We start from the raw sequence: 19,736 nt of genomic DNA on the forward strand, positions 1-19,736 counted from the left end.
GCCGCCCTAAGTTACTTTCCCGGTGCAGCGCGCATCCAGTGGTGCAGGTGGTTCCACTCGTTCGTGTAGGTGACTGCTTCATATGTTCGGATACCGCCGGTCGCCGGCCTCCCCGGCGGTATCCGTGACGGTCCGCTCCGGCGGGTCAGTCGGCGGGCTGCGCCGGGTGGGCCGAGCGGACCCGCAGGGCGCGTTCCAGATCGTCGAGTTGGTCGACGAGCTTGCGGCGCAGCGCGGGGGTCGGGTCGCCGGTGGCGAGGCAGCTTCGGCCGAGGCGGAGGGTTTCCGGCTCGACGAAGGTGCTGGGGAAGGCGTGGCGGCCGGCGGCCTCGGCGAGGGCGGGGCCGCGCTCGGCGGCGAGGGCGGGGACCTCGGCGAAGTAGCGGCTGACGTAGGGGCGGAGCAGGTCGTGCTGTTCGGGGGCCCAGAAGCCGGTGGCGGTGGCGGTGAAGAGGTGGTTGGAGAGGAGGGCCTTGTCGCCGGTGGCGGTGGCTTCGGTGGTGAAGAGGGCTTCCCAGGCGGCCTGTTTGCCGGCCGGGTCGGGGAGGGCGGCGTGGCAGCGGGCGGCGCCTTCGTGGCCGGCGGCGCTGGGGTCGCGGGCGAGTTCGGCGTCGATGCGGTCGGGGGTGAGGGCGCCGAGTACGGCGAGGCGGCCGAGGATGTGCCAGCGCAGTTCGGGGTCGAGGGCGGGGCCGCCGGGGACGCTGCCGTCGTCGAGCCACTCCTGGAGGGTGTCGGGGGTGCGGGCGCCGGCGATGAGGGCGCGGACGGCGGTGAGCCGCAGACCTGCCTCGGCGCCGTGTTCGGGGCCTTCGGTGCGGCGCAGGAGGTCACGGCTGATGGCGGTGAGGGTGGCGAGGGCGGCGGGGCGTTCGGCGGCGGGGAGGTAGCAGTCGGTGAGGGGGGTGCGGGCGAAGGTGAGGACGCTGCGGACGATGGCGACGTCGGGTTCGTGCGGGAGGTGGGCGCGGGCGGCTTCGAGGTAGGCGGTGGGCGGGAGTTCGCCGTCGCGGACCATGTCGCGGGCGGTGTTCCAGACGACGGCGCGACTGAGGGGGTCGGGGATGCCGGAGAGGGCGCGGGCCGCGGTCTGCCAGGAGGCCGCGTCGAAGCGGACCTTGGTGTAGCTCAGGTCGCTGTCGTTGAGGAGGACCAGGGCGGGTGCGGCTCCCGGGAAGGTGCGGCGGGTGTGCCCCTCCTTCTCGGGGATGTCCAGTTCGAGGCGGTCGCGCGGGGTGAGCCCGGCGGGGTCCGCGAGGTCCTGGTCATAGAGGCCGACGGCGATGCGGTGGGGACGGCTGCCGTGGTGCTCGACGGTGAGTTCCCAGCCGTCGGGCCGGTCGTCGACGGAGGCGGTGAGGGTGTCGGTGCCGGAGGTGCGCAGCCAGCGGGCGGCCCAGGTGTGGACGTCGCGGTCGCCGGCGCGGGCGAGGGAGTCGATGAAGTCGGCGAGGGTGGCGTTGCCGAAGCGGTGCCGGGCGAAGTGGTCGTTGATGCCGGCGAGGAAGTCCTTCTCGCCCATCCAGGCGACGAGTTGGCGCAGTGCGGAGGCGCCCTTGGAGTAGGAGATGCCGTCGAAGTTGAGGAGCGCGGATGCGGTGTCGGGGACGTCTTCGGCGCGGGGGGCTACGGGGTGGGTGGAGGGGCGCTGGTCGGCGTCGTAGCCCCAGCCCTTGCGGAAGACGGCGAATTCGGTCCAGGTGCCGGTGAAGTGGGTGGCTTCGGAGAGGACTTGGTAGCCCATGTATTCGGCGAAGGACTCGTTCAGCCAGATGTCGTCCCACCATTGGAGGGTGACGAGGTCGCCGAACCACATGTGGGCCATTTCGTGGGCGATGACCATGCCGCGGATCTGGCGTTCGGTGTCGGTGACGGCCGAACGGTAGAGGAATTCGTCGCGGAAGGTGACCAGGCCGGGGTTCTCCATGGCGCCGGCGTTGAATTCGGGCACGAATGCCTGGTCGTAGGAGTCGAACGGGTAGGGCTCGTCGAAGAGTTGGTGGTAGCGGTCGAAGCAGCGGCGGGTGATGTCGAGGATCTCGTCGGTGTCGGCGTCGAGGGCCGGGGCCAGCGAGCGGCGGCAGTGCAGGCCGAAGGGCAGCCCGGCGTGTTCGGTGCGGACGGAGTGCCAGGGGCCTGCGGCGACGGCGACGAGGTAGGTGGAGATGAGGGGGGTGGGGGCGGCGGTCCAGCGGCCGTCGTCGCCCTGAGTGGTGGTGCCGTTGGCGAGAACGGTCCAGCCATCGGGGGCGGTGGCGGTGAGCCGGAAGACGGCCTTGAGGTCGGGCTGGTCGAAGGCGGCGAAGACCCGCTGGACGTCTTCCATGAACAGCTGGGTGTAGGCGTAGGTCTCGCCGTCGGCGGGGTCGGTGAAGCGGTGCAGGCCTTCGCCGGTGCGGGAGTAGCGCATGGTGGCGTCGAAGCGGAGTTCGTGGCCGCCGGGGGCGAGGCCGGTCAGCGGGAGGCGGTTGTCGGCGAGCAGCGCGGGGTCGAGGGGGCTGCCGTCGAGGGTGACGGTGTGCAGCGCGGCGGGCTTGATCTCGACGAAGGTGTCGGAGCTGCCCTCGGTGTCGCGCACACGGAAGTGGATGACGGTCCTGGAGCCGAACACGTCCTCGCCCTGGGTGAGGTCGAGGTCGATGTCGTAGCTCTGGACGTCGATGATCTGGGCTCGGGTCTGCGCCTCGTCGCGCTGCAGTGCGGGCATGGAGCCATGCTGCCGCACGTGCGGGGGCGGCTGCACGGGGTTGTGGACAACCGGCGGGTACGGCCCGCGGGGGCTGTGGAAAAGTCGGCGGCGGGTGACTGACAGGGGGCGGCGGTCCGTGCCGTGAGGACGGCGGCACCCGGGGCCCGGTGTCCCGTCACGCGGCGCGCCTACGCTCCGCTCCATGACGATCTCACGTGCTGCCATCGCCGGTGATCTGGCGCCGAGCGGCGTGCTGCGGGCCTCCGTCAGCCTGGGTAACCCGGTCCTGGCGCAGGGCACGCCGGATGCGCCGGCCGGCGTCACGGTCGACCTCGCGCGGGAGGTCGGCGCGCGGCTGGAAGTGCCGGTGGAACTGGTCTGCTTCGACGCGGCGCGGAAGTCGTACGAGGCGATGGCGGCGGGGCGGGCCGACATATGTTTTCTGGCCGTCGAGCCCGCACGTGCGGCCCAGGTCGCCTTCACCGCGCCGTATGTCGTGATCGAGGGGGTGTTCGCCGTGCCCCGCGACGCGGCCTTCGTCACGGCGGCCGACGTCGACCGGGCGGGCGTGCGGATCGGCGTGCAGCACGGGTCCGCCTATGACCTCTTCCTGTCCCGCACCCTGCGCCGCGCGAGCGTCGTGCGCGGGCAGGAAGGGGTCGACGTGTTCCGCGCGCAGGGGCTTGAGGCCGCGGCCGGCATCAGGCAGCCGATGACGGAGTTCGTCGCGGCGCATCCCGAAGTCCGGCTGATCGAGGACAGGTTCATGCAGATACCGCAGGCGGTGGGCACGACGACCAGCCGGCGTCCCGAGACCGTCCGGTTCCTCGGGGACCTCGTCGAGGAGCTGAAGGCCGGTGGATTCGTCGCCGGGGCGCTCCGGCGGGCGCAGCAGTCCGACGCCTTGGTCGCCCCGGCCCGGTAGCGGGGCCTGAAGGCGCTCTCCCGCACGGCCCGTTGTCCGGCCGGTGTCGTTAGGTGCCTGGCTTCTCAGTACTAAAGTTTCCCTGGTGTTCGGGTACGAGCCGCGGCCCGACGGTGGAGCCCGGGGAGGGCGGCGGAGATGGTGCGCAGGTCGGCGGAGCAGTCGGACGCGGTGGCGTCGATCATCGAGGACTGGCGGCGGGAGCGGCCGGAGCTGGACACCGCTCCGCTGGAGGTGCTGGCGCGGCTGCACCGGACGTTTCTGCGCTACAGCGCGCGGCTGACGGCGTCGGTGGAGTCGCACGGCCTGTCGGTGGCCGGGTTCGATGTGCTGACGGCGCTGCGGCGGGCGGGGCGGCCGTTCCGGCGTACGGCGGGGCAGTTGGCGGACTCCGGGCTGATCTCGTCGGCGGGGGTGACGCTGCGCGTCGACCGGCTGGAGAAGGACGGGCTGATCGTGCGGGAGCGCGACGCGCAGGACCGGCGGGTGGTGCGGTCGCGGCTGACGGATGAGGGTCTGGCGACGATCGACGCGTTGTTCGCCGAGCATCTGGAGAACGAGCGGCGGATGTTGGCCGGCCTCTCCCCCGCCGAGTGCCGTCAGTTGGCGCGGTTGCTGTCGAAGCTGGAGCGGTCGATATGCGAGGCGGAGGCGGCGGAAGAGGCGGAGGCGGCGGGAGAGGCCGGGTAGGGGAGCAGGCGCCCGGCCACCGTCGCGGCGCGGTGCCGCGGCCGGTGGCCGTGGGCGGGGCGGCTCGTCCGTCAGGCGGGCGCGGTGGCCGCCGCCTGCTTCTCGGCTTCGGCGCGGTAGAGGCGGCGCAGCCGGACGACTCCGAGGTCGTGCTGGTAGAGGTTTTCGGCCTGGTCGGCGTCGTGCGGCATGGCTTCGAGCATGACGCGGTCCTGTTCGAGCACCTGCCAGTGGCGTTCCTCGATGAGGGTGCGGTAGAGGAAGCGCCAGGTGTCGCGCTGCCAGCCGGTGACGCGGCGGTAGCGCCAGAAGAAGACGCCGCTGCGGCGCTCGTCGATGGGGCAGATCATGCCGACGATGCCGAAGGGGCCGCCGGGGCCGGCGGACGGCGGGTAGGGGATGGACAGGTCCACCCAGTCGACGCCGGTGCGGCACAGCTCGACCCAGTCGAAGTTGACGCCGCGCTGGTCGGTCTTCTCGAAGAAGTAGCCGCGGCCGGTCTCGCGGATGCGGAACTTGGCGGTGGTGTCGCCCTCCCCCATGGTGTGCGACTCGTGGTGCAGGAACTGGCCGTGCATGGGGTCGAGGAGGTTCTCCATGCCGTAGCGCCAGGGGGCGTCCCATTCGGCGTAGCAGAGGAACGCGTCGGTGCCGGGTTCGGTGAGCGGTTCGGGGAGGGTCAGTTCGCAGGGTTCGGGGTGTGCGGTGTCGCCGAAGTAGGCGAGGATCGCGCCGCCGATCTCGCGGACCGGGGGGCTGGTGACGAGCTGTTTGCCTTCGAGGGTGCAGCCGGGCAGGCCGGGTACGGAGGTGACGGTGCCGGTGCCGTCGACCTCGACGCCGTGGTACCAGCAGGAGATGCGGTCACCCAGGTGGCGGCCGAGTGAGAGCCGGGCGCCCCGGTGCGGGCAGCGGTCGGCGAGCATGTGCAGGCGGCCGTCGGCGCGGCGGAAGAGCAGCCAGTCCTCGCCGAGTGCGGTGACGCGGCGCATGCCTCCGGGGGCGACGAAGCGGGAGGGGACGACGGGGTGCCACTGGTTGCGCAGACCGGTGGCGTAGAGGTGGTCGGCGGTGGCCGGCGCGGTGGTGTGGGTGGTCACGGTGGTCACGCTCCCAGTCGGTGCATCTCGTCGCGGAAGGACTGCTCGGTCCAGGGTTCGCCGTCCGGTGCCGCGACCTGACGAGCATTCAGACCGGCGATGACGTCGACGAGTTCGTGTCCGACGTGGGTGAAGACCTCTTCGAGGGTGCGGGCGAGTTTGATCTCGTAGGGGGTGGGTTCGTGGGTGCGGGACTGGTGGACTTCGCGGTACGGGGTCACGGTGGCTCCTGGCGGGTGCGGGAGAGCGGCGCGGCGCGGCGGCCGGGCCGCCGGGGTGGTCACAGGTCGAGGACGAGGCGGTCGCCCGCGCAGCGCGAGACGCAGATCATCAGGGAGGTGTGCGCGGCGCGTTCGCCGTCGGTGAGCAGGAAGTCGCGGTGGTCGGGGGTGCCGTCCAGGACGCGGGTCTCGCAGGTGCCGCAGATGCCGTCGCGGCAGGAGCTTTCGACGGCGATGCCGGCGGCTTCGACGGCGTCGAGGATGGAGGTGCCGTCGTCGACGCGGACGGTGCGGCCGGTGCGGCGGCATTCGACGTCGAAGGCGTGGCCGGTGCCGTCGGCCGGGGCGCCCTGGGCGGGCGGCGGGGCGGCGAAGCGTTCGGTGCGCAGCCGGTCGGCGAGGCCGCGGGCGGCGCAGCGTTCCTCGACGGCGGCGAGCAGGGGTTCGGGGCCGCAGCAGTAGACGAGGGTGTCGTCGGTGACGCCGTCGAGTGCGGCGTCGATGTCGGGGTGGCCGTGCACGTCCTGAGGGTGCAGGTCGCAGCGGTCGGTGGCGGACGCGTCGGTGAGGGCGGTGAGTTCGGCGGTGAAGGCGAGGCTGGTGCGGCGCCGGCCGCCGTAGACCAGGTGCCAGGGGGTGCCGGTGCGGTGCGCGTGGCGGGCCATGGCCAGCAGGGGGGTGATGCCGATGCCGCCGGCGAGGAAGAGGTAGCGGGCGGCCGGTTCGATGGCGAAGTGGTTGCGGGGGCCCTGGACGCGGAGGGTGTGGCCGGGGCGCAGGGTGGTGTGGATGTGGGTGGAGCCGCCGCGCGATGCGGGGGTGTGCAGGACGGCGATGCGGTAGCGGCCGGTGTCGTCGGGGTCGCCGCACAGGGAGTACTGGCGGACGTGGCCGCCGGTGTGCACGTCGATGTGGGCGCCGGGTTCCCAGGGGGGCAGCGGCTTGCCCTCGGGGTGGACGAGGTCGAGGGCGAGGACGTCGTCGGCCTCCCAGGTCATCCGGTGGACGAGCAGGTCGATGGCGGTTTCGGGCACGGACGTCCTCCTTACCGTGCGGGCAGTGCGACGGGCGGGGTGAAGGGGGTCTTCATCGGGCCGAGTGCGGTCAGGTCGACCTCGACGAGGGTGGGTCCTTCGCTCGCGGTGGCGGCGGCGAGGACGGGCGCGGCGTCGGCCTCGGCGGCTATGCGGGCGTAGGGCAGGCCGGTGGCGTGAGCGAGTGCGGCGAAGTCGGGGGTGGTGAGGTCGACGCCGGAGCGGCGGTCGAAGTAGCGGTCCTGCATGTTGCGCAGCACACCGTAGCCGCCGTCGTTGAAGACGACGAGGGTGAGGTGGGGGCGTTCCTGGGCGAGGGTGAGGAGTTCGCCGAGGTGGACGGCGAGGCCGCCGTCGCCCGCCATGACGAGGGTGGGGGTGCCGGGCCGGGCGAGGGCGGCGCCGATGCCCATGCCGAGGCCCTGGCCGATGCCGCCGCCGCGCGGGAAGACGTTGGTATGCGGGTGGTGGATGTCCAGGAGGCGGTTGCCCCAGCTGCTGGCGGGGACGGTGACGTCGCGGGCGATGACGGCTTCGGGGGGCAGTGCCGCGCGGATCGCGTCACAGAGGGCGGCCTGCGGGCCGATGCGGTCGCGGAGTTCGGCGCGTACCGACTCGCGGGTGTCGCGGACGCGGGCGGTCCAGGCGCCGTCGGCGGGGGTGGCCGGGCGGGCGGCGAGCCGGGTGCGGAGGGCGGCGAGGGTGGTGGCGGCGTCGCCGTGCAGGGTGTGGCCTGCGGGGTAGCTGCGGCCGAGCGCGGTGGGGTCGTGGTCGATCTGGAGGTGGACGGCGGGCAGGTGCAGGCTCCAGTCGGCGGTTTCGTTGGAGCGGAAGTGGGTGCCGACGGTGAGCAGCAGGTCGGCTTCGGCGAGGAGTTCGCGGCCGGCGGGGGTGGTGGCGAAGTTGCCGATGACGCGGTCGTCGGTCTCGGGGACGGCGCCGCGCCCCGAGTTGCTGGTGAGCAGCCCGGCGTTGATCTGCCGGAGCAGCGCGGTGAGTTCGGGTCCTGCGGTGGTGGCGCCGCCGCCGGCCCAGATCAGCGGGCGGCGGGCGGCGGCGAGCGCGTCGGCGGCGGCGTCCAGCGCGTCGGGTGCGGCCTCGGCGGGTGCCGGTGCGGCGGGCGCCGCGGGCAGGCGGGCCGGGTCCTGGGGCGCGTACTGGAGGTCGATGGGCCATTCGACGCTGGCGGGTCCGCCGGCCGGGCCGAGGGCGTGGGCGGCGGCCTCCCGCAGCACGTGGCCCGCGCTTTCGGCGTCGGGGACGGTGGCGGCGTGGGAGCTGACGGCGCGCAGCATGCCGAGCTGGTCGCGGGTCTCGTGGATGTAGCCGCGGCCCGCGCCCATGTGGTGGCTGTCGATCTGGCCGGTGACGTGCAGGACGCGGCTGCCGGCGCTGAGGGATTCGATCAGCGATCCGGCGGCGTTGCCCGCACCGGCGCCCGTGCTGGTGAGGGCGCAGCCGAGGCCGCCGCGGGCCCGGCCGTGGCCGTCGGCGGCGTTGACGGCGGTGGCCTCGTGGCGTACGGGGACGAACCGCAGGTCGCGGTCGACAGCCTCGACGAGCGGCAGGTTGTGCACGCTGACGACGCCGAAGACGGTGTCGACGCCGAGGTCGCGCAGGAGGGCGACGAGCAGGTCGCCGCCGTTGGGCTGGGGCATGGTGCGGGCTCCTGGGGAATGCGGTGGGGCGGGGCGGGTGCCGGGTCAGGCGATGCCGCGGCCGACTCCGCCGCAGACGTCGATGGTGGTGCCGGTGATGTACGAGGCGCGGGGGGAGAGCAGGGTCAGGACGGCGTAGGCGACTTCGTCGGCGCGGCCGATGCGGCCGAGTGCGATGCCGCGGTCGGCGGCGAGTTCGGCCTGCCACTGTGCGTAGCTCAGGGTGCTGCCGGACGCGGCGTGCCTGCGGGTCCACTGGCCGGTGTCGATCAGGCCGAGGCAGACGGAGTTGACGCGGATGCCGTCGGGGGCGAGTTCCCTGGCGAGGGAGGCGGAGAGGTTGAGGATGCCGGCGCGGGCGGCGCTGGTGGTGATCAGGCGCGGTTCGGGCTGCTTGGCGAGGACCGCGTTGATGTTGACGAGGCAGGCGGCGTCGGAGGCGCGGAGCAGCGGGAGTGCGGCGTGCAGTGGGTTGAGCACGCCGGCGAACTTCAGCTCCAGCTCGTCGCGCCAGTCGTCGGCCGTGGTCTCGGCGAGGCGCTTCATCCGGGAGCTGCCGGCGTTGTTGACGAGGGCGTCGAGGCCGCCGAAGTGGTCGCCCGCGCGGTCGACGAAGGCGGCGGTCGCCTCGGTGTCGCGGATGTCGCAGACGCCGGTGAGCAGCCGGTCGGGCCCCGCGTCGAGGCCGGCGGCGACGGCGGCGAGGGTCTCGGGGGTGCGGGCGCAGGTGGCGACGCGGGCGCCTTCGGCGAGCAGGGCGCGGACCGTGGCCAGGCCGACGCCTGAGCTGCCGCCGGTGACGAGTACGGTGCGGTCGGCCAGGCCGAGGTCCATGGGTGTTCCTCCGGGGTGGGGTTCGGGGGCCGGCGCGGGGTGCGGGCGGGCCGGCCGGTGCGGGCGGGTCGGGGCGGCTGCCGCGCGGTCAGTGCATGGTGAAGCCGCCGTTGACGGCGATGACCTGTCCCGTGAGGTAGCGGGATTCCTCGCTGAGGAGGAAGGCGACGAGGCCGGTGAGGTCGTCGGGCCGCTGGGGACGGGAGACGGCGCGGCTGCTGCGGTAGAGGGCGTGCCGTTCGGCGGGCACGTTCTCGGTGGCCTCGCACTCGGTGATGCCGGGGGCGACGGCGTTGACGGTGATGCCCTTGTCGCCGAGTTCGCGGGCCATCGCCCGGGTGAGGGAGATGACCGCGCCCTTGGAGGCGATGTAGTGGGCGAGCCGCGGTGAGCCGTAGAGGGCGGCGTCGGACGCGAGGTTGACGATGCGGCCCGAGCCGGCGGCGAGGAGCTGCGGCAGCAGGGCGCGGGCGACGAGCCAGGGGCCGCGGGCGTTGACCGTCATGATGCGGTCCCAGGTCTCGACGTCGATGTCCTGGAATTCCTTGCCGCCGACGCCGTCGGCGAGACCTGCGTTGTTGACCAGCCCGCGCAGGGGGCCCAACTCGCCGGTGCGGGCGGCGAGTTCGTCGACCGATGCCGGGTCGGCGACGTCGCAGCGGACGAAGTGCGCGTCGAGTCCTCCGGCGCGCAGCGCGGCGGCGGCCGATGTGCCGCGCCGCTCGTCGAGTTCGGCGAGGACGACGCGGTGGCCGTCCTCGGCGGCCCGGCGGGCCATGGCCTCCCCCAGGCCGCGTCCCGCGCCGGTGACGACGACGGTGCCGGGTGCCGTGGCGGCCATCAGTCGCGGGTCACGCCGTGCATCGGCGAGTGCTCGGGGTAGGTGGGGACCTGCGGCTTCCGCGTGCCGATGACGACGCAGAACAGGGCGTCGGTCTCGCCCTCGTTCTTGAGGCTGCGGGCCACACCGGCCGGCACGACGATCATGTCGCGGTAGCCGAGGGTGCGGTATTCGGCCTCGTCGCTTCCGCGGTGGATGCCGACGCGGACCTCGCCCTCCAGGACGAAGAAGGCTTCCTCGACATCGTGGTGGGTGTGCTCGGGGCCCTCGGCGCCGGGCGGCAGCAGCATGTTGGAGAAGGTGAAGCCGCCGGACGGCAGGATGCGGTTGTCGCCGTCGTGGTTGCCGGTGGCGCCGGATCCGACGTAGCGGATCTGGGCGCGGCGGTACTGGTCACCGGCCTTCGCCTGGAAGGCGAGGGTGTCCCAGTCGGGTTCGCGGGATTCCTTGGTGGCGATCAGCGAGTCGGTGTAGCCGGCGAGGTCGCCGCCGTTGTCGTAGTCGGTGGTGGTGATCGGCACGGGTGAACTGCCTTTCGTGTGGCGGGTGTCGGTGGTCACCGGTCGGCGTCCGGGTGGGCGGCGATCCGGAGGTGGGCCAGGAGCCAGGCGTCGAACGCCTCGGGCTGCTCCTGGTTGGCGAGGTGACCGGCGTCCTTGACGATCACGTACGCGGACCTGTGCAGCGCGCCGGCCAGGATCTGGCTGGCGTCGGGTCCGGTGACCCGGTCGCGGTCGCCGCACAGGACGAGGGTGGGGGCGGTGATGCCGGGCAGCTCGCCGCGCAGGTCGGCGGCGGCCATCGAGTCCGCGGCGTAGCGGTAGCCGGGGAGCCGTACGGAGCGGGCCATGGTGTCGACGACGCGCCGGACCAGTGCGGCGGGCGCGGTGTCGGAGACCAGGCGGGGGCCGCGGCGCTCGGCGAAGGCGCGCGGTCCCGCGGCGGCGAGTTCGGCGGCGCGGGCGCGCATCGCGTCGGCCCTGGCCGGGTCGGCGCCGGAGCCCGCGCTGGAGTCGGCGATGATCAGCGAAGCGACGAGTGCGGGGTGCCGGGCGGCGAGGCGCAGGGCGATGACGCCGCCCCAGGAGACGCCCAGTACGTGGGCGCAGCCGCCGCGGGCGCGGATCAGGGCGGCTGCGGTGTCGGCGTAGGCGTCGAGGTCCAGTGGCTGGTGCGGGTCGGCCGATGCGCCGTATCCGGGTGCGTCCCAGGCGAGCAGCCGCAGGTGGGCGCCGAGCGTGGCGAACTGCGGGGCGAAGGAGGCGGATGAGGAGCCGATGCCGTGCAGGCAGAGCAGCAGCGGCCCGTGGTCGCCGGTCTCCTCGACGTGCAGTCCCGCGAGGTCGTAGGGGGCGCTCACAGGATCATCCCGCTGCGTCCCGACAGGGCGGCGAGGCTGCGCAGCACCGCGTGCGGGACGACCTGGCTGGTGGCCGGGTTGGCGGTGTCGGGCAGGTGCCGCACTTCGAAGCGGTAGCTGCCGTGGCCGCCGGTCGCCTCGATGAGGTGCCTGGTGTGCCGGGCGGCGGGGTCGGCGACGACGCTGACCTGCACCGCGTCGAGGTCGCCGACGGCGAGGGCCACCGAGGCGGCGACATTGGTCGACCGGGGGAACTTCGCCGGTACCTCGCGTGCGGTGCCGCGCAGTACCTCGACGGGGCCGGTGGCGGTCCGCATCCTGGCCAGCAACTCCGCGTCCATCCAGGGCTGTTCGAGGGTGGCGGGCAGTTTGGTGGTGGTCAGCCGCACGTCGGTGAGCGGGCCGAGGGAGCAGGCGGCCTGGAGGAGGTCGAGGCCGCCGACCGCGCCGCCGGTGAAGTACACCCGGCCGGGGCCCGCCGCGCGCAGCCGTCCGGTCAGCGCGTCGTCGGTCAGCGCGCCGGTGGAGGCGATCAGCAGGTCGGTGCCCGAGGTGAGGATCCGCTCGCCGTGGGCGCGGACGACGCCCTGTCCTGCGGCCTCGACGATCAGGTCGCAGCGCTCCAGCGCCTCGTCGATGGCGAGTTGGGGTGCCGGGGCGGTGTCGCCGAGCGGGCGGTTGTCGATGACGCAGACCAGTTCGGCGCCGGGCAGCAGGCCGTCGGCGAGTGCGGTGCCGACGACGCGGCCGATGGCGCCCCAGCCGATGAGGCCGATGCGGCGGGGGGGCTGCGGTCGGTGCGGCGGTCATGCGGTTCCCTTCGGGGTGGCGAGCGGGCCGGGGTCGGGGGTGCCTGCCATGTGGCGGCGGATGCCGGCGGACGGCGGGCCCGCGGTGCCCCACAGGTCGGAGAGTTCGGGGGTGCGGCGCCAGACGCGGGCGATCCAGGCGTCCTCGACGATCTGCGCGACCTCGGACGTGTATTCGCAGACCAGTCCCGACGGGTCGGTGAAGTAGGCGAAGGTGTTGTCGCCCGGTCCGTGCCTGCCGGGCCCCCACTGGGGGGTGATGCCGTGGTGGCGCAGCCGTCCGAGGCCGCGCATGAAGTGGTCGACGGAGGTCATCTCGTAGGCGACGTGGTTGAGGGAGGCCCACTCGGCCTGGTTGAAGGCGATGCAGTGGTGGTCGGCGTTGCAGCGCAGGAATGCCATCTGGTGTTCGGACCAGTCGGAGACCCGCAGGCCCAGGACGTCGCGGTAGAAGGCGACCGAGGCGTCGATGTCGGTGGTGTTGAGGACGGTGTGGGTGACGCCGACGGGGAGTGCGCCGTCCCGACCGCGCGGGGCGGCGGCCTCGACGTGGGCGCTGAGTTCCAGGAGCCGGCCCTCGGGGTCGGTGAAGCGCAGTCCGTAGCCGCCGCCGATCTGGTCGAGCGGTCCCGGGCCGTGGACGGGGATGAGGCCGCGGGCTTCGAGGCGGCGGGCGGCCTCGTCGACGTCTGCGGGGGTGGCGACCGCGAAGCTGATCTTGCCGAGCCCTGTGCGGTCGGCGCGGGTGAGGCCGAGTACGTGGTGTTCGGGCCCGGTGCCGCGCAGCCAGCCGGCGCTTCCCGGCTCGGTGGCGACGACCTCCAGGCCCCACACCTCGCGGTAGAAGTCGGTGGATTCGGTGAGGGCGGGGGTGTGCAGCTCGACGGCGCGCAGCGCGCGGAGCCTGGCGATGGGCTCGTGCGGCATCGGTTCCGGTCTCCTTCGGGGTGGGTGGGGTGCGGCGGGCGCGGGTCAGCTGCCGGCCCAGGGCAGCGGGGTGGCGGCGGTGCCCCAGTAGAGGCTCTTCTGGCGTTGGTAGGCGCGGATGCCGCCTTGCCCCTTCTCACGCCCGAGTCCGCTGTCCTTCATCCCGCCGAACGGGGTGGCGCTGCTGAACTGCTTGTACGTGTTGATCCACACCGTGCCCGCGTCGATCCGGCGGGCCAGCCGCCAGGCGGTGGCGGCGCTGCGGGTCCACAGGCCGCAGGCCAGCCCGTAGACGGTGTCGTTGGCCTGCGCGACCAGGTCGTCCTCGTCGTCGAAGGGCAGCGCGACCAGGACGGGACCGAAGATCTCCTCCTGGCAGACGCGGGCGGAGTGCGGCAGCCCGTCCAGGACGGTGGGCAGGTAGTACGCGCCGTCCCGGTAGCGCTCGCCTTCGGGCGGGGCGCCGCCGCACCGCACCCGGGCGCCCTCGCTGCGGGCGAGGTCGACGTAGCCGGCGACGTGATCGCGGTGCGCGTGGTGCACGAGGGGCGCGACCTGTGTGTCGGGGTCGGTGCCGGGGCCGACGCGCAGCTTCCGTGCCCGGTCGACGAGTTCGCCGACGAAGGCGTCGTAGCGGGAGCGGGCGACGAACAGCCGGGAGCCGGCGATGCAGCTCTGCCCGCTGGAGGAGAAGATGCCGAACAGGACACCGGCCAGGGCCTGTTCGGTGTCGGCGTCCTCGCACACGATGGTCGGCGACTTGCCGCCCAGCTCCAGCGAGACGGGCATGACCTTGTCGGCGGCCAGGCGCGCGATGCCGCGGCCGGTGCGGGTGCCGCCGGTGAAGGTGACCTTGCCGACGGCCGGGTGGCGGACGATGGCGTCGCCGGTGACGCGGCCGGGCCCCGGCAGGACGGACAGCAGTCCGGCCGGCAGGCCCGCTTCGGTCAGCGCGTGGTGCACGATCCGGCCGAGCGCGAGGGCGACGAGCGGGGTCCATTCGGCGGGCTTGAGCAGGACGGCGTTGCCCGCCGCCAGGGCGGGGGCGACCTTCTGGGCGTCGCTGGCGATCGGCGAGTTCCAGGGGGTGATGGCGCCGATGACGCCGATCGGTTCGTGGACGCTGAGCGTGACGTAGTCACCGCGGGCCGGGGTGACGGCGTCCTCGGCGGTCTCCAGGACGGCGGCCGTGTAGCGGAAGGTGCCGGCCGCGCTGTGCACCAGGGCGAGGGTCTCGGCGCGGCACTTGCCGGTGTCGGCGGTCTGGAGCGCACAGAGCCGGCCGGCGCCGTCCTCGATCAGTTCGGCGATGCGGTGCAGCAGCCGGGCGCGCCGGTGGGCGGGCAGCTCGCGCCAGGCGGGGTCGGCGGCGGCGACGGCGGCGCGGCGGGCGGCTTCGCCGACGTCGGCGGCGTCGGCCCCGGCCAGTACGGCGAGGGTGCGGCCGGTGGCCGGGTCGACGGTTTCGACCGGGGCGCCGTTGCCGCGCCGCCACTCCCCCGCGACCAGTACCTCGTCCGGAGTGGAATCCGGTGCGGGCACCAGGTGCCCCGCCGGCTCTTCGACGGTCATCCGCGGCCTCCTGAAGGCGACTTGAGCGCTCTGCCCGTTCCGCTGATTGCTTCAGCGCCAGAAATCTAAGCACTTAACTATTTACTGGCAACCCCTCAGCGCGGAAAAAGTTCCCTTGGTCAACCTCTTGACGACCACACCCCCCGGATCGGTAGAACTTAAGCGCTTAGAAACTTTGCACTTACGGACGGGACATCAAGCGGCCACCCCACACCGCGCCCGCCGCCCTCCCCCTCGTCCCTCACCCGCTTTCCGAGCGGGTCTGGAGGAATCCCGGATGAGCCTTGCCGCCTCCCCGGACCGCGAGACCGGCGCCGCCCGCGCCGCCATCGCCGCCCGATTCGAACGACTTCCGCTGTCCCGATGGCACGTCACCGTCCGCGTCATCATCGGCGTGGTCACCTTCTTCGAAGCCTTCGACCAACTGCTCATCGCCTACGCGATGCCCGAACTGCGCCAGGAATGGAGCCTGTCGACGGCCTCGTCCGCCCTCGTCCTGACCATCGGATCGATCGGCATGCTCATCGGCGCGCTGTTCTCCGGCCGGATGGCGGACCGGATCGGCCGGGTCAAGGTCATCGCCCTGTGCATCGGCGTCTCCGGCGTCGCCTCCCTCGCGCTCGCCGCCAGCACCGGGCCCACCCCCTTCATGCTGCTGCGCTTCGTCCAGGGCCTGGCCATCGGCGGTGAGGTGCCCGTCGCCGCCACCTTCATCAGCGAGATCACCCGCAGCCTGGGCCGAGGCCGCTTCGTCCTCCTCTACGAACTGGTCTTCCCCGCCGGCCTCACCATCGGCGCGCTCTGCGCCGCCTGGATCGTGCCCGCACTCGGCTGGCGCTGGATGTACGCCCTGGCCGCGCTCCCCGGGCTGCTCGCCGTCCTCGTGCAGCGGAAGGTCCCCGAATCGCCGCGCTGGCTCGCCGACCGCGGCCGGATGCGGGAGGCCGAGGCGACCATGGCGCTGATCGAGGCGAAGGTCGAGGCCGCCACGGGAGCGCCGCTGCCGGACGCGCCACCGGACGCCCCGGCCGCGCCCGCTACCCCACCCGACGCCCGCACCGTGGCCCCCGCCACCGCCGCCGAGCGCGCCGCCACCGGCATCCGCGGCCTGTTCACCGGCCGCTACCGGCGCCGTACGCTCGTGCTCGGCGCCCTCTGGTTCACCGGCTACTTCGTGAACTACGGCATCTCGTCGTGGCTGCCGACCATCTACGGCAGCCGGTTCCACCTCGGTCTGGCCGACGCGCTGCTCTACTCCACCGTCACCTCGGTCGCCGGACTGCTCGGCTGCCTGGTGGCGGCGCTCACCGTCGACCGCGTCGGCAGGCGCCGGATCTTCGCCCTGTTCCTCGGCGGCACCGCCGCCACCCTGCTCGTCCTCGCCGCGCTCGGCGCCCGCACCCCCGTCCAGGTCCTCGTCTGGACCTCACTGGCCGCGGTCTGCTTCTTCGGCTCCAACATCTGCCTGTACCTCTACACACCGGAGCTGTACCCGACCCGGATGCGGGCGCTCGGATGCAGCGTCGGCGGTGCGCTCAACCGTCTCGGCGTCATTCTCGGGCCGCTGATCGTCGGCGCGGTGTACGCCGGAGGCACCGGTCTGAGCGCGGTCTTCGTCACGCTGGGCGCCGTGGCGCTGGCCGGTGCGCTGACCGCCGCGCTCTTCGCGGAGGAAACCACCGACCGGCCACTGGAGGAGGTCTCGCCCTGAACAGGCCCTGGGGCGTGGGGAGTTGTCCGTGACGGATACCGTGCCGGCCGTCTGTGGGGACTGCCGGGGCGGCCTCTGTGAGGTGCCGCGGGGCCGGAGGGGGCGCACCGGGGTCTCTCCTCGACGCAGGTGCCCTCGGCTACGTGTGAAGAGGCTGCCGGCGTTGGCACCTGTCGCTGCGGGGAGCCCCCGGTACGCCCCCTCCGGCCTGCGTACCCGACTGCGGACGCCCGGACGCTCCCGTCAACGCACCCCCTGCGGGGAGCATTCAGCCGCGTACGGGACGAACGCGGCCGGAGGCCGAGGCCGCAGGGAGCCCCCACCGGCGGTCAGCCGTGTACGAGACCGGGTGGGTCGGAGGGGCCGCACCGGGTCGCTCCCCGCAGCGACAGGTGCCGACACCGGCAGGATTCTTGACACGTAGCCGAGGGCACATGCGTCGAGGAGACGACCCGGTGCGGCCCCGCCCCCCCCCCCCCCCCCCCCCCCCCCCCCCCCCCCCCCCCCCCCCCCCCCCCCCCCCACCCCCACCCACCAACGCCAAGCACCCCACCGACCCCGCCTCACCCCACCCGCCCGCTCACCACCGGCGGATCATCCGGATCGGGCACCGTGTCCGACCACCCGCCCGGCACGCTCCGCCCCTGCCGCGCGCGGAAGCGGACCGGGGCGGTCCCCACCCGCCGGGTGAACAGCCGGCTGAAGTACGCCGGATCGTCGTAGCCGACCCGCCGCGCCACCGCAGCCACCGGAAGCTCGGTGGCCACCAGCAGTTCCTTGGCCCGCCCCAGCCGGATCCCCAGCAGGTAGTCCTTGGGACTGCACCCCGCCCCACGCCGTACCGCGACCCGCAGTTCGGCCGGGCTCATGCCGTGCCGCGCCGCGTGCTCGGCCACCGACAGCGGCTGGAACGCGTCCCTGGCCAGCGCCTGGAGCACCGGATCGCCGTCCGCGTCGGTGTCGGCCCGCGCCCGCCGCAGCGCGACGAGCAGTTCGTGCACGGCCGCCGATGCCTCCACCTCCAGCAGCGGATTGCCGCGCCGCGCCGCCCGCGCGATCCGCCCCACTGCGGTACGGGCCGCGACGGTGTCGGTGAGCGGCACCACCGGCCGCCCCGGCTCGATGTAGCCCAGCTCCGTGTACGTGTCGGCGACCGGCCCGGTGAAGTCGACGAAGCTCTCGTCCCAGCCGGTCTCCGGGTCGGGCCCGTAGTGGTGGGACACCCCCGGCACCAGCCACAGCAGCGCCGGGGCGGTGACGTCCTGCCGCCGCCCGTCCGGGCCCGTGCACCAGCCGCGGCCCGCGCTGATGACAACGGCGACGTGGTGGTCCAGGACCCGCGGCCCCACCGCGGGCAGCGCACCGTGCTGCAACCCGACGCCCAGGCACACCAGGCCCAGCCGGTGGTGCACCGGGCCCGGCGTGAAATACCGCATCCAGGTGTGGTACATCCCCGGGACCTCCCACCGCCGCCCGCACGGCCGCCGCTCCGTCCAAACAACGCCGATCTTTGTCCATGGACCGCCGCACCGCCAGAGGGCGAAGGTGACCGGCAAGGACGGGCGGGGCCGACGAGAGGCGGGGCGGGCGACGTGAGCGAATTCCTGGTGGGCGAGCGGGACTTCCTGCTGGACGGGCGGCCCCTGCGGCTGCTGTCCGGCGCGCTGCACTACTTCCGGGTGCACGAGGACCGGTGGGACCACCGACTGGCGATGCTGCGCGCCATGGGCCTCAACTGCGTGGAGACCTACGTCCCGTGGAACCTGCACGAACCGCGCCGTGGCGACCTGCGGGACACCGGGGCGCTGGGCCGCTTCCTGGACGCCGCCGACCGGGCGGGACTGCGGGCCCTGGTCCGGCCAGGACCGTACATCTGCGGCGAGTGGGAGAACGGCGGGCTGCCGCACTGGCTGACCGGGCCGCTGGGCCGCCGGGTGCGGACCCGCGACCCGGAGTACCTGCGGGCGGTCGAGGCGTGGTTTCGCCGGCTGCTCCCCCAGGTCGTCGCCCGCCAGTGCACCCGCGGCGGGCCGGTGCTGATGGTGCAGGTGGAGAACGAATACGGGTCCTACGGGTCCGACACGGCCTATCTCGCGTGGCTCGCCGGGCTGCTGCGGGACCTGGGCGTGACGGTGCCGCTGTGCACGTCCGACGGGCCCGAAGACCACATGCTGACCGGCGGCAGCGTGCCGGGGGCGCTGGCCACCGTCAACTTCGGTTCGGGCGCGCGCGAGGCGTTCGACGTGCTGCGCCGCCACCAGCCGGACGGGCCGCTGATGTGCATGGAGTTCTGGTGCGGCTGGTTCGCGCACTGGGGCGCGGGGCCCGCCGCCCGCGATCCGCTGGAGGCGGCCGGCGCGCTGCGCGAGATCCTCGACCAGGGGGCTTCGGTCAACCTCTACATGGCGCACGGCGGCACCAGCTTCGGCGGTCTGGCGGGCGCCAACCGCGCGGGCCCGCTGCACGAAGGGCCGCTCCGGCCGACGGTCACGTCCTACGACTACGACGCGCCGATCGACGAACGCGGCCGTCCCACCGAGAAGTTCCACCGCTTCCGCGAGGTGCTGGCACCGCACGCACCGGGCCCGCTGCCCGAGCCGCCCGCCCCCTGCCCGGTGCTCGGCGCGCCCGCCGCCGTACGGCCGGCGGGGTGGGCCGGGCTCGACGCGGTGACGGACGCGCTGGGCGGTGCCGAGGTGCACGCCGCGGTGCCGCCGACGTTCGAGGAACTGGACGTGGACCGGGGCCTGGTCCGCTACCGGCTGACGGTCCCCGGGCCGCGCGGCCCGTACGAACTGCGGGTGCGGGGGCTGCGGGACCGTGCGGTGACGTTCGTGGACGGGGTGCCCGGCCCGGTCGTCGACACCGAGGACGCGGTGCTCGGGCCGGTGCCGGGGCCCGCCGTGGTGGAGCTGTGGGTGGAGTCCCTGGGGCGGGTCAACTACGGGCCGCGCCTCGCCGAGTCCAAGGGCCTCACCGGCGGGGTGCTGCACGAGCGGCAGTTCCTGCACGGCGTACGGGCCCGCGGGCTGCGTCTCGACGCGCTGGATGACGCGGCGGCGGTGGCGCGGCTGCCGTTCGGGCCCGGCCTGCCGGGTGCGCGCGGGCTGCACCGGGGGACGGTCACCGTGCCGGCGGGCGGGGCGGGCGACGCGATGCTCGAACTGCCGGGCTGGACACGGGGGTTCGCGTGGGTGAACGGCTTCCCGTTGGGGCGCTACTGGTCGGTGGGGCCGCAGGAAGCGCTGTACGTGCCGGGCCCGGTGCTGCGCGAGGGGGCGAACGAGGTGCTGGTACTGGAGCTTGCGGGGCCGCCGCCGGGCGGCACGCCGGGGGCGCCGCGGCTGGTGCCGTGAGCGCCCGGG

At 73.8% G+C, this 19,736-nt stretch carries 17 protein-coding genes; 4 read left to right on the forward strand and 13 right to left on the reverse strand.

Annotated elements, in window-relative coordinates; genetic code table 11:
* Positions 1–145 precede the first annotated feature (145 nt).
* Complete coding sequence (gene pepN / locus ACGFNI_RS00915; protein WP_393679351.1) at positions 146–2,707, reverse strand: aminopeptidase N; 2,562 nt, start codon at positions 2,705–2,707, stop codon at positions 146–148.
* Between the two features lie 184 nt (positions 2,708–2,891).
* On the opposite strand from pepN, the gene ACGFNI_RS00920 reads away from it, so the two are divergent.
* Both ACGFNI_RS00920 and ACGFNI_RS00925 read left to right on the forward strand, forming a co-directional pair.
* A complete protein-coding gene (locus tag ACGFNI_RS00920; protein WP_393679352.1) occupies positions 2,892–3,614 on the forward strand; it encodes a transporter substrate-binding domain-containing protein in 723 nt (240 codons plus the stop codon).
* 138 nt (positions 3,615–3,752) lie between these two features.
* A complete protein-coding gene (locus tag ACGFNI_RS00925) occupies positions 3,753–4,304 on the forward strand; it encodes a MarR family winged helix-turn-helix transcriptional regulator (protein ID WP_393679354.1) in 552 nt (183 codons plus the stop codon).
* A gap of 71 nt (positions 4,305–4,375) precedes the next feature.
* On the opposite strand, the gene ACGFNI_RS00930 is transcribed toward ACGFNI_RS00925, so the two are convergent.
* From ACGFNI_RS00930 to ACGFNI_RS00980, 11 genes are all read right to left on the reverse strand, one after another.
* A complete protein-coding gene (locus tag ACGFNI_RS00930) occupies positions 4,376–5,404 on the reverse strand; it encodes a Rieske 2Fe-2S domain-containing protein (RefSeq protein WP_393679356.1) in 1,029 nt (342 codons plus the stop codon).
* Positions 5,405–5,409: 5 nt separating this feature from the next.
* Complete coding sequence (locus ACGFNI_RS00935) at positions 5,410–5,625, reverse strand: recombinase-like helix-turn-helix domain-containing protein (RefSeq protein ID WP_393679358.1); 216 nt, start codon at positions 5,623–5,625, stop codon at positions 5,410–5,412.
* Between the two features lie 59 nt (positions 5,626–5,684).
* Positions 5,685–6,623 carry a PDR/VanB family oxidoreductase gene (locus ACGFNI_RS00940; RefSeq protein WP_393680295.1) on the reverse strand — a complete coding sequence of 313 codons (939 nt, stop codon included), beginning with the start codon at positions 6,621–6,623 and terminating at the stop codon, positions 5,685–5,687.
* Between the two features lie 47 nt (positions 6,624–6,670).
* Positions 6,671–8,317: a thiamine pyrophosphate-binding protein gene (locus ACGFNI_RS00945; RefSeq protein WP_393679359.1), complete on the reverse strand. Its 1,647-nt coding sequence runs from the start codon at positions 8,315–8,317 to the stop codon at positions 6,671–6,673.
* Positions 8,318–8,362: 45 nt separating this feature from the next.
* Positions 8,363–9,151 (reverse strand): SDR family oxidoreductase, encoded by a 789-nt coding sequence (locus tag ACGFNI_RS00950; RefSeq protein ID WP_393679360.1) that lies wholly within the window; start codon positions 9,149–9,151, stop codon positions 8,363–8,365.
* Between the two features lie 88 nt (positions 9,152–9,239).
* Positions 9,240–9,992: an SDR family oxidoreductase gene (locus ACGFNI_RS00955; RefSeq protein ID WP_393679362.1), complete on the reverse strand. Its 753-nt coding sequence runs from the start codon at positions 9,990–9,992 to the stop codon at positions 9,240–9,242.
* On the reverse strand, positions 9,992–10,513 hold the full coding sequence (locus ACGFNI_RS00960; RefSeq protein ID WP_393679364.1) for a cupin domain-containing protein: 522 nt from the start codon (positions 10,511–10,513) through the stop codon (positions 9,992–9,994). Before ACGFNI_RS00960 ends, ACGFNI_RS00955 begins: the two co-directional genes overlap by 1 nt.
* A gap of 35 nt (positions 10,514–10,548) precedes the next feature.
* A complete protein-coding gene (locus tag ACGFNI_RS00965) occupies positions 10,549–11,352 on the reverse strand; it encodes an alpha/beta fold hydrolase (protein ID WP_393679366.1) in 804 nt (267 codons plus the stop codon).
* Positions 11,349–12,128 carry an aspartate dehydrogenase domain-containing protein gene (locus ACGFNI_RS00970; RefSeq protein WP_393680297.1) on the reverse strand — a complete coding sequence of 260 codons (780 nt, stop codon included), beginning with the start codon at positions 12,126–12,128 and terminating at the stop codon, positions 11,349–11,351. Before ACGFNI_RS00970 ends, ACGFNI_RS00965 begins: the two co-directional genes overlap by 4 nt.
* Positions 12,129–12,158: 30 nt before the next feature.
* A complete protein-coding gene (locus ACGFNI_RS00975) occupies positions 12,159–13,088 on the reverse strand; it encodes a VOC family protein (RefSeq protein WP_393679367.1) in 930 nt (309 codons plus the stop codon).
* Between the two features lie 45 nt (positions 13,089–13,133).
* Complete coding sequence (locus ACGFNI_RS00980; protein ID WP_393679369.1) at positions 13,134–14,660, reverse strand: aldehyde dehydrogenase; 1,527 nt, start codon at positions 14,658–14,660, stop codon at positions 13,134–13,136.
* A gap of 277 nt (positions 14,661–14,937) precedes the next feature.
* Here ACGFNI_RS00980 and ACGFNI_RS00985 point away from each other — a divergent pair, with 277 nt between their 5' ends.
* Positions 14,938–16,371, forward strand: coding sequence for an MFS transporter (locus ACGFNI_RS00985; RefSeq protein ID WP_393679370.1), 1,434 nt, complete (start codon positions 14,938–14,940; stop codon positions 16,369–16,371).
* A gap of 563 nt (positions 16,372–16,934) precedes the next feature.
* On the opposite strand, the gene ACGFNI_RS00990 is transcribed toward ACGFNI_RS00985, so the two are convergent.
* The gene (locus tag ACGFNI_RS00990; RefSeq protein ID WP_393679372.1) at positions 16,935–17,822 is read right to left on the reverse strand and encodes a helix-turn-helix domain-containing protein; all 888 of its coding nucleotides are present in this window, start codon (positions 17,820–17,822) and stop codon (positions 16,935–16,937) included.
* 141 nt (positions 17,823–17,963) lie between these two features.
* Here ACGFNI_RS00990 and ACGFNI_RS00995 point away from each other — a divergent pair, with 141 nt between their 5' ends.
* Entirely contained in the window at positions 17,964–19,727 is a 1,764-nt protein-coding gene (locus tag ACGFNI_RS00995) for a beta-galactosidase family protein (protein WP_393679374.1), read from the forward strand.
* The last annotated feature ends 9 nt before the right edge of the window (positions 19,728–19,736 follow it).

This window comes from Streptomyces sp. NPDC048644 (assembly GCF_043199105.1).
Taxonomy (GTDB): Bacteria; Actinomycetota; Actinomycetes; order Streptomycetales; family Streptomycetaceae; genus Streptomyces.

Coding starts and splice junctions, on each gene's coding strand:
- pepN (WP_393679351.1), bottom strand. CDS start 2,707: ATGCCCGCACTGCAGCGCGACGAGGCGCAGACCCGAGCCCAGATCATC.
- ACGFNI_RS00920 (WP_393679352.1), top strand. CDS start 2,892: ATGACGATCTCACGTGCTGCCATCGCCGGTGATCTGGCGCCGAGCGGC.
- ACGFNI_RS00925 (WP_393679354.1), top strand. CDS start 3,753: ATGGTGCGCAGGTCGGCGGAGCAGTCGGACGCGGTGGCGTCGATCATC.
- ACGFNI_RS00940 (WP_393680295.1), bottom strand. CDS start 6,623: ATGACCTGGGAGGCCGACGACGTCCTCGCCCTCGACCTCGTCCACCCC.
- ACGFNI_RS00945 (WP_393679359.1), bottom strand. CDS start 8,317: ATGCCCCAGCCCAACGGCGGCGACCTGCTCGTCGCCCTCCTGCGCGAC.
- ACGFNI_RS00950 (WP_393679360.1), bottom strand. CDS start 9,151: ATGGACCTCGGCCTGGCCGACCGCACCGTACTCGTCACCGGCGGCAGC.
- ACGFNI_RS00955 (WP_393679362.1), bottom strand. CDS start 9,992: ATGGCCGCCACGGCACCCGGCACCGTCGTCGTCACCGGCGCGGGACGC.
- ACGFNI_RS00975 (WP_393679367.1), bottom strand. CDS start 13,088: ATGCCGCACGAGCCCATCGCCAGGCTCCGCGCGCTGCGCGCCGTCGAG.
- ACGFNI_RS00980 (WP_393679369.1), bottom strand. CDS start 14,660: ATGACCGTCGAAGAGCCGGCGGGGCACCTGGTGCCCGCACCGGATTCC.
- ACGFNI_RS00985 (WP_393679370.1), top strand. CDS start 14,938: ATGAGCCTTGCCGCCTCCCCGGACCGCGAGACCGGCGCCGCCCGCGCC.
- ACGFNI_RS00990 (WP_393679372.1), bottom strand. CDS start 17,822: ATGTACCACACCTGGATGCGGTATTTCACGCCGGGCCCGGTGCACCAC.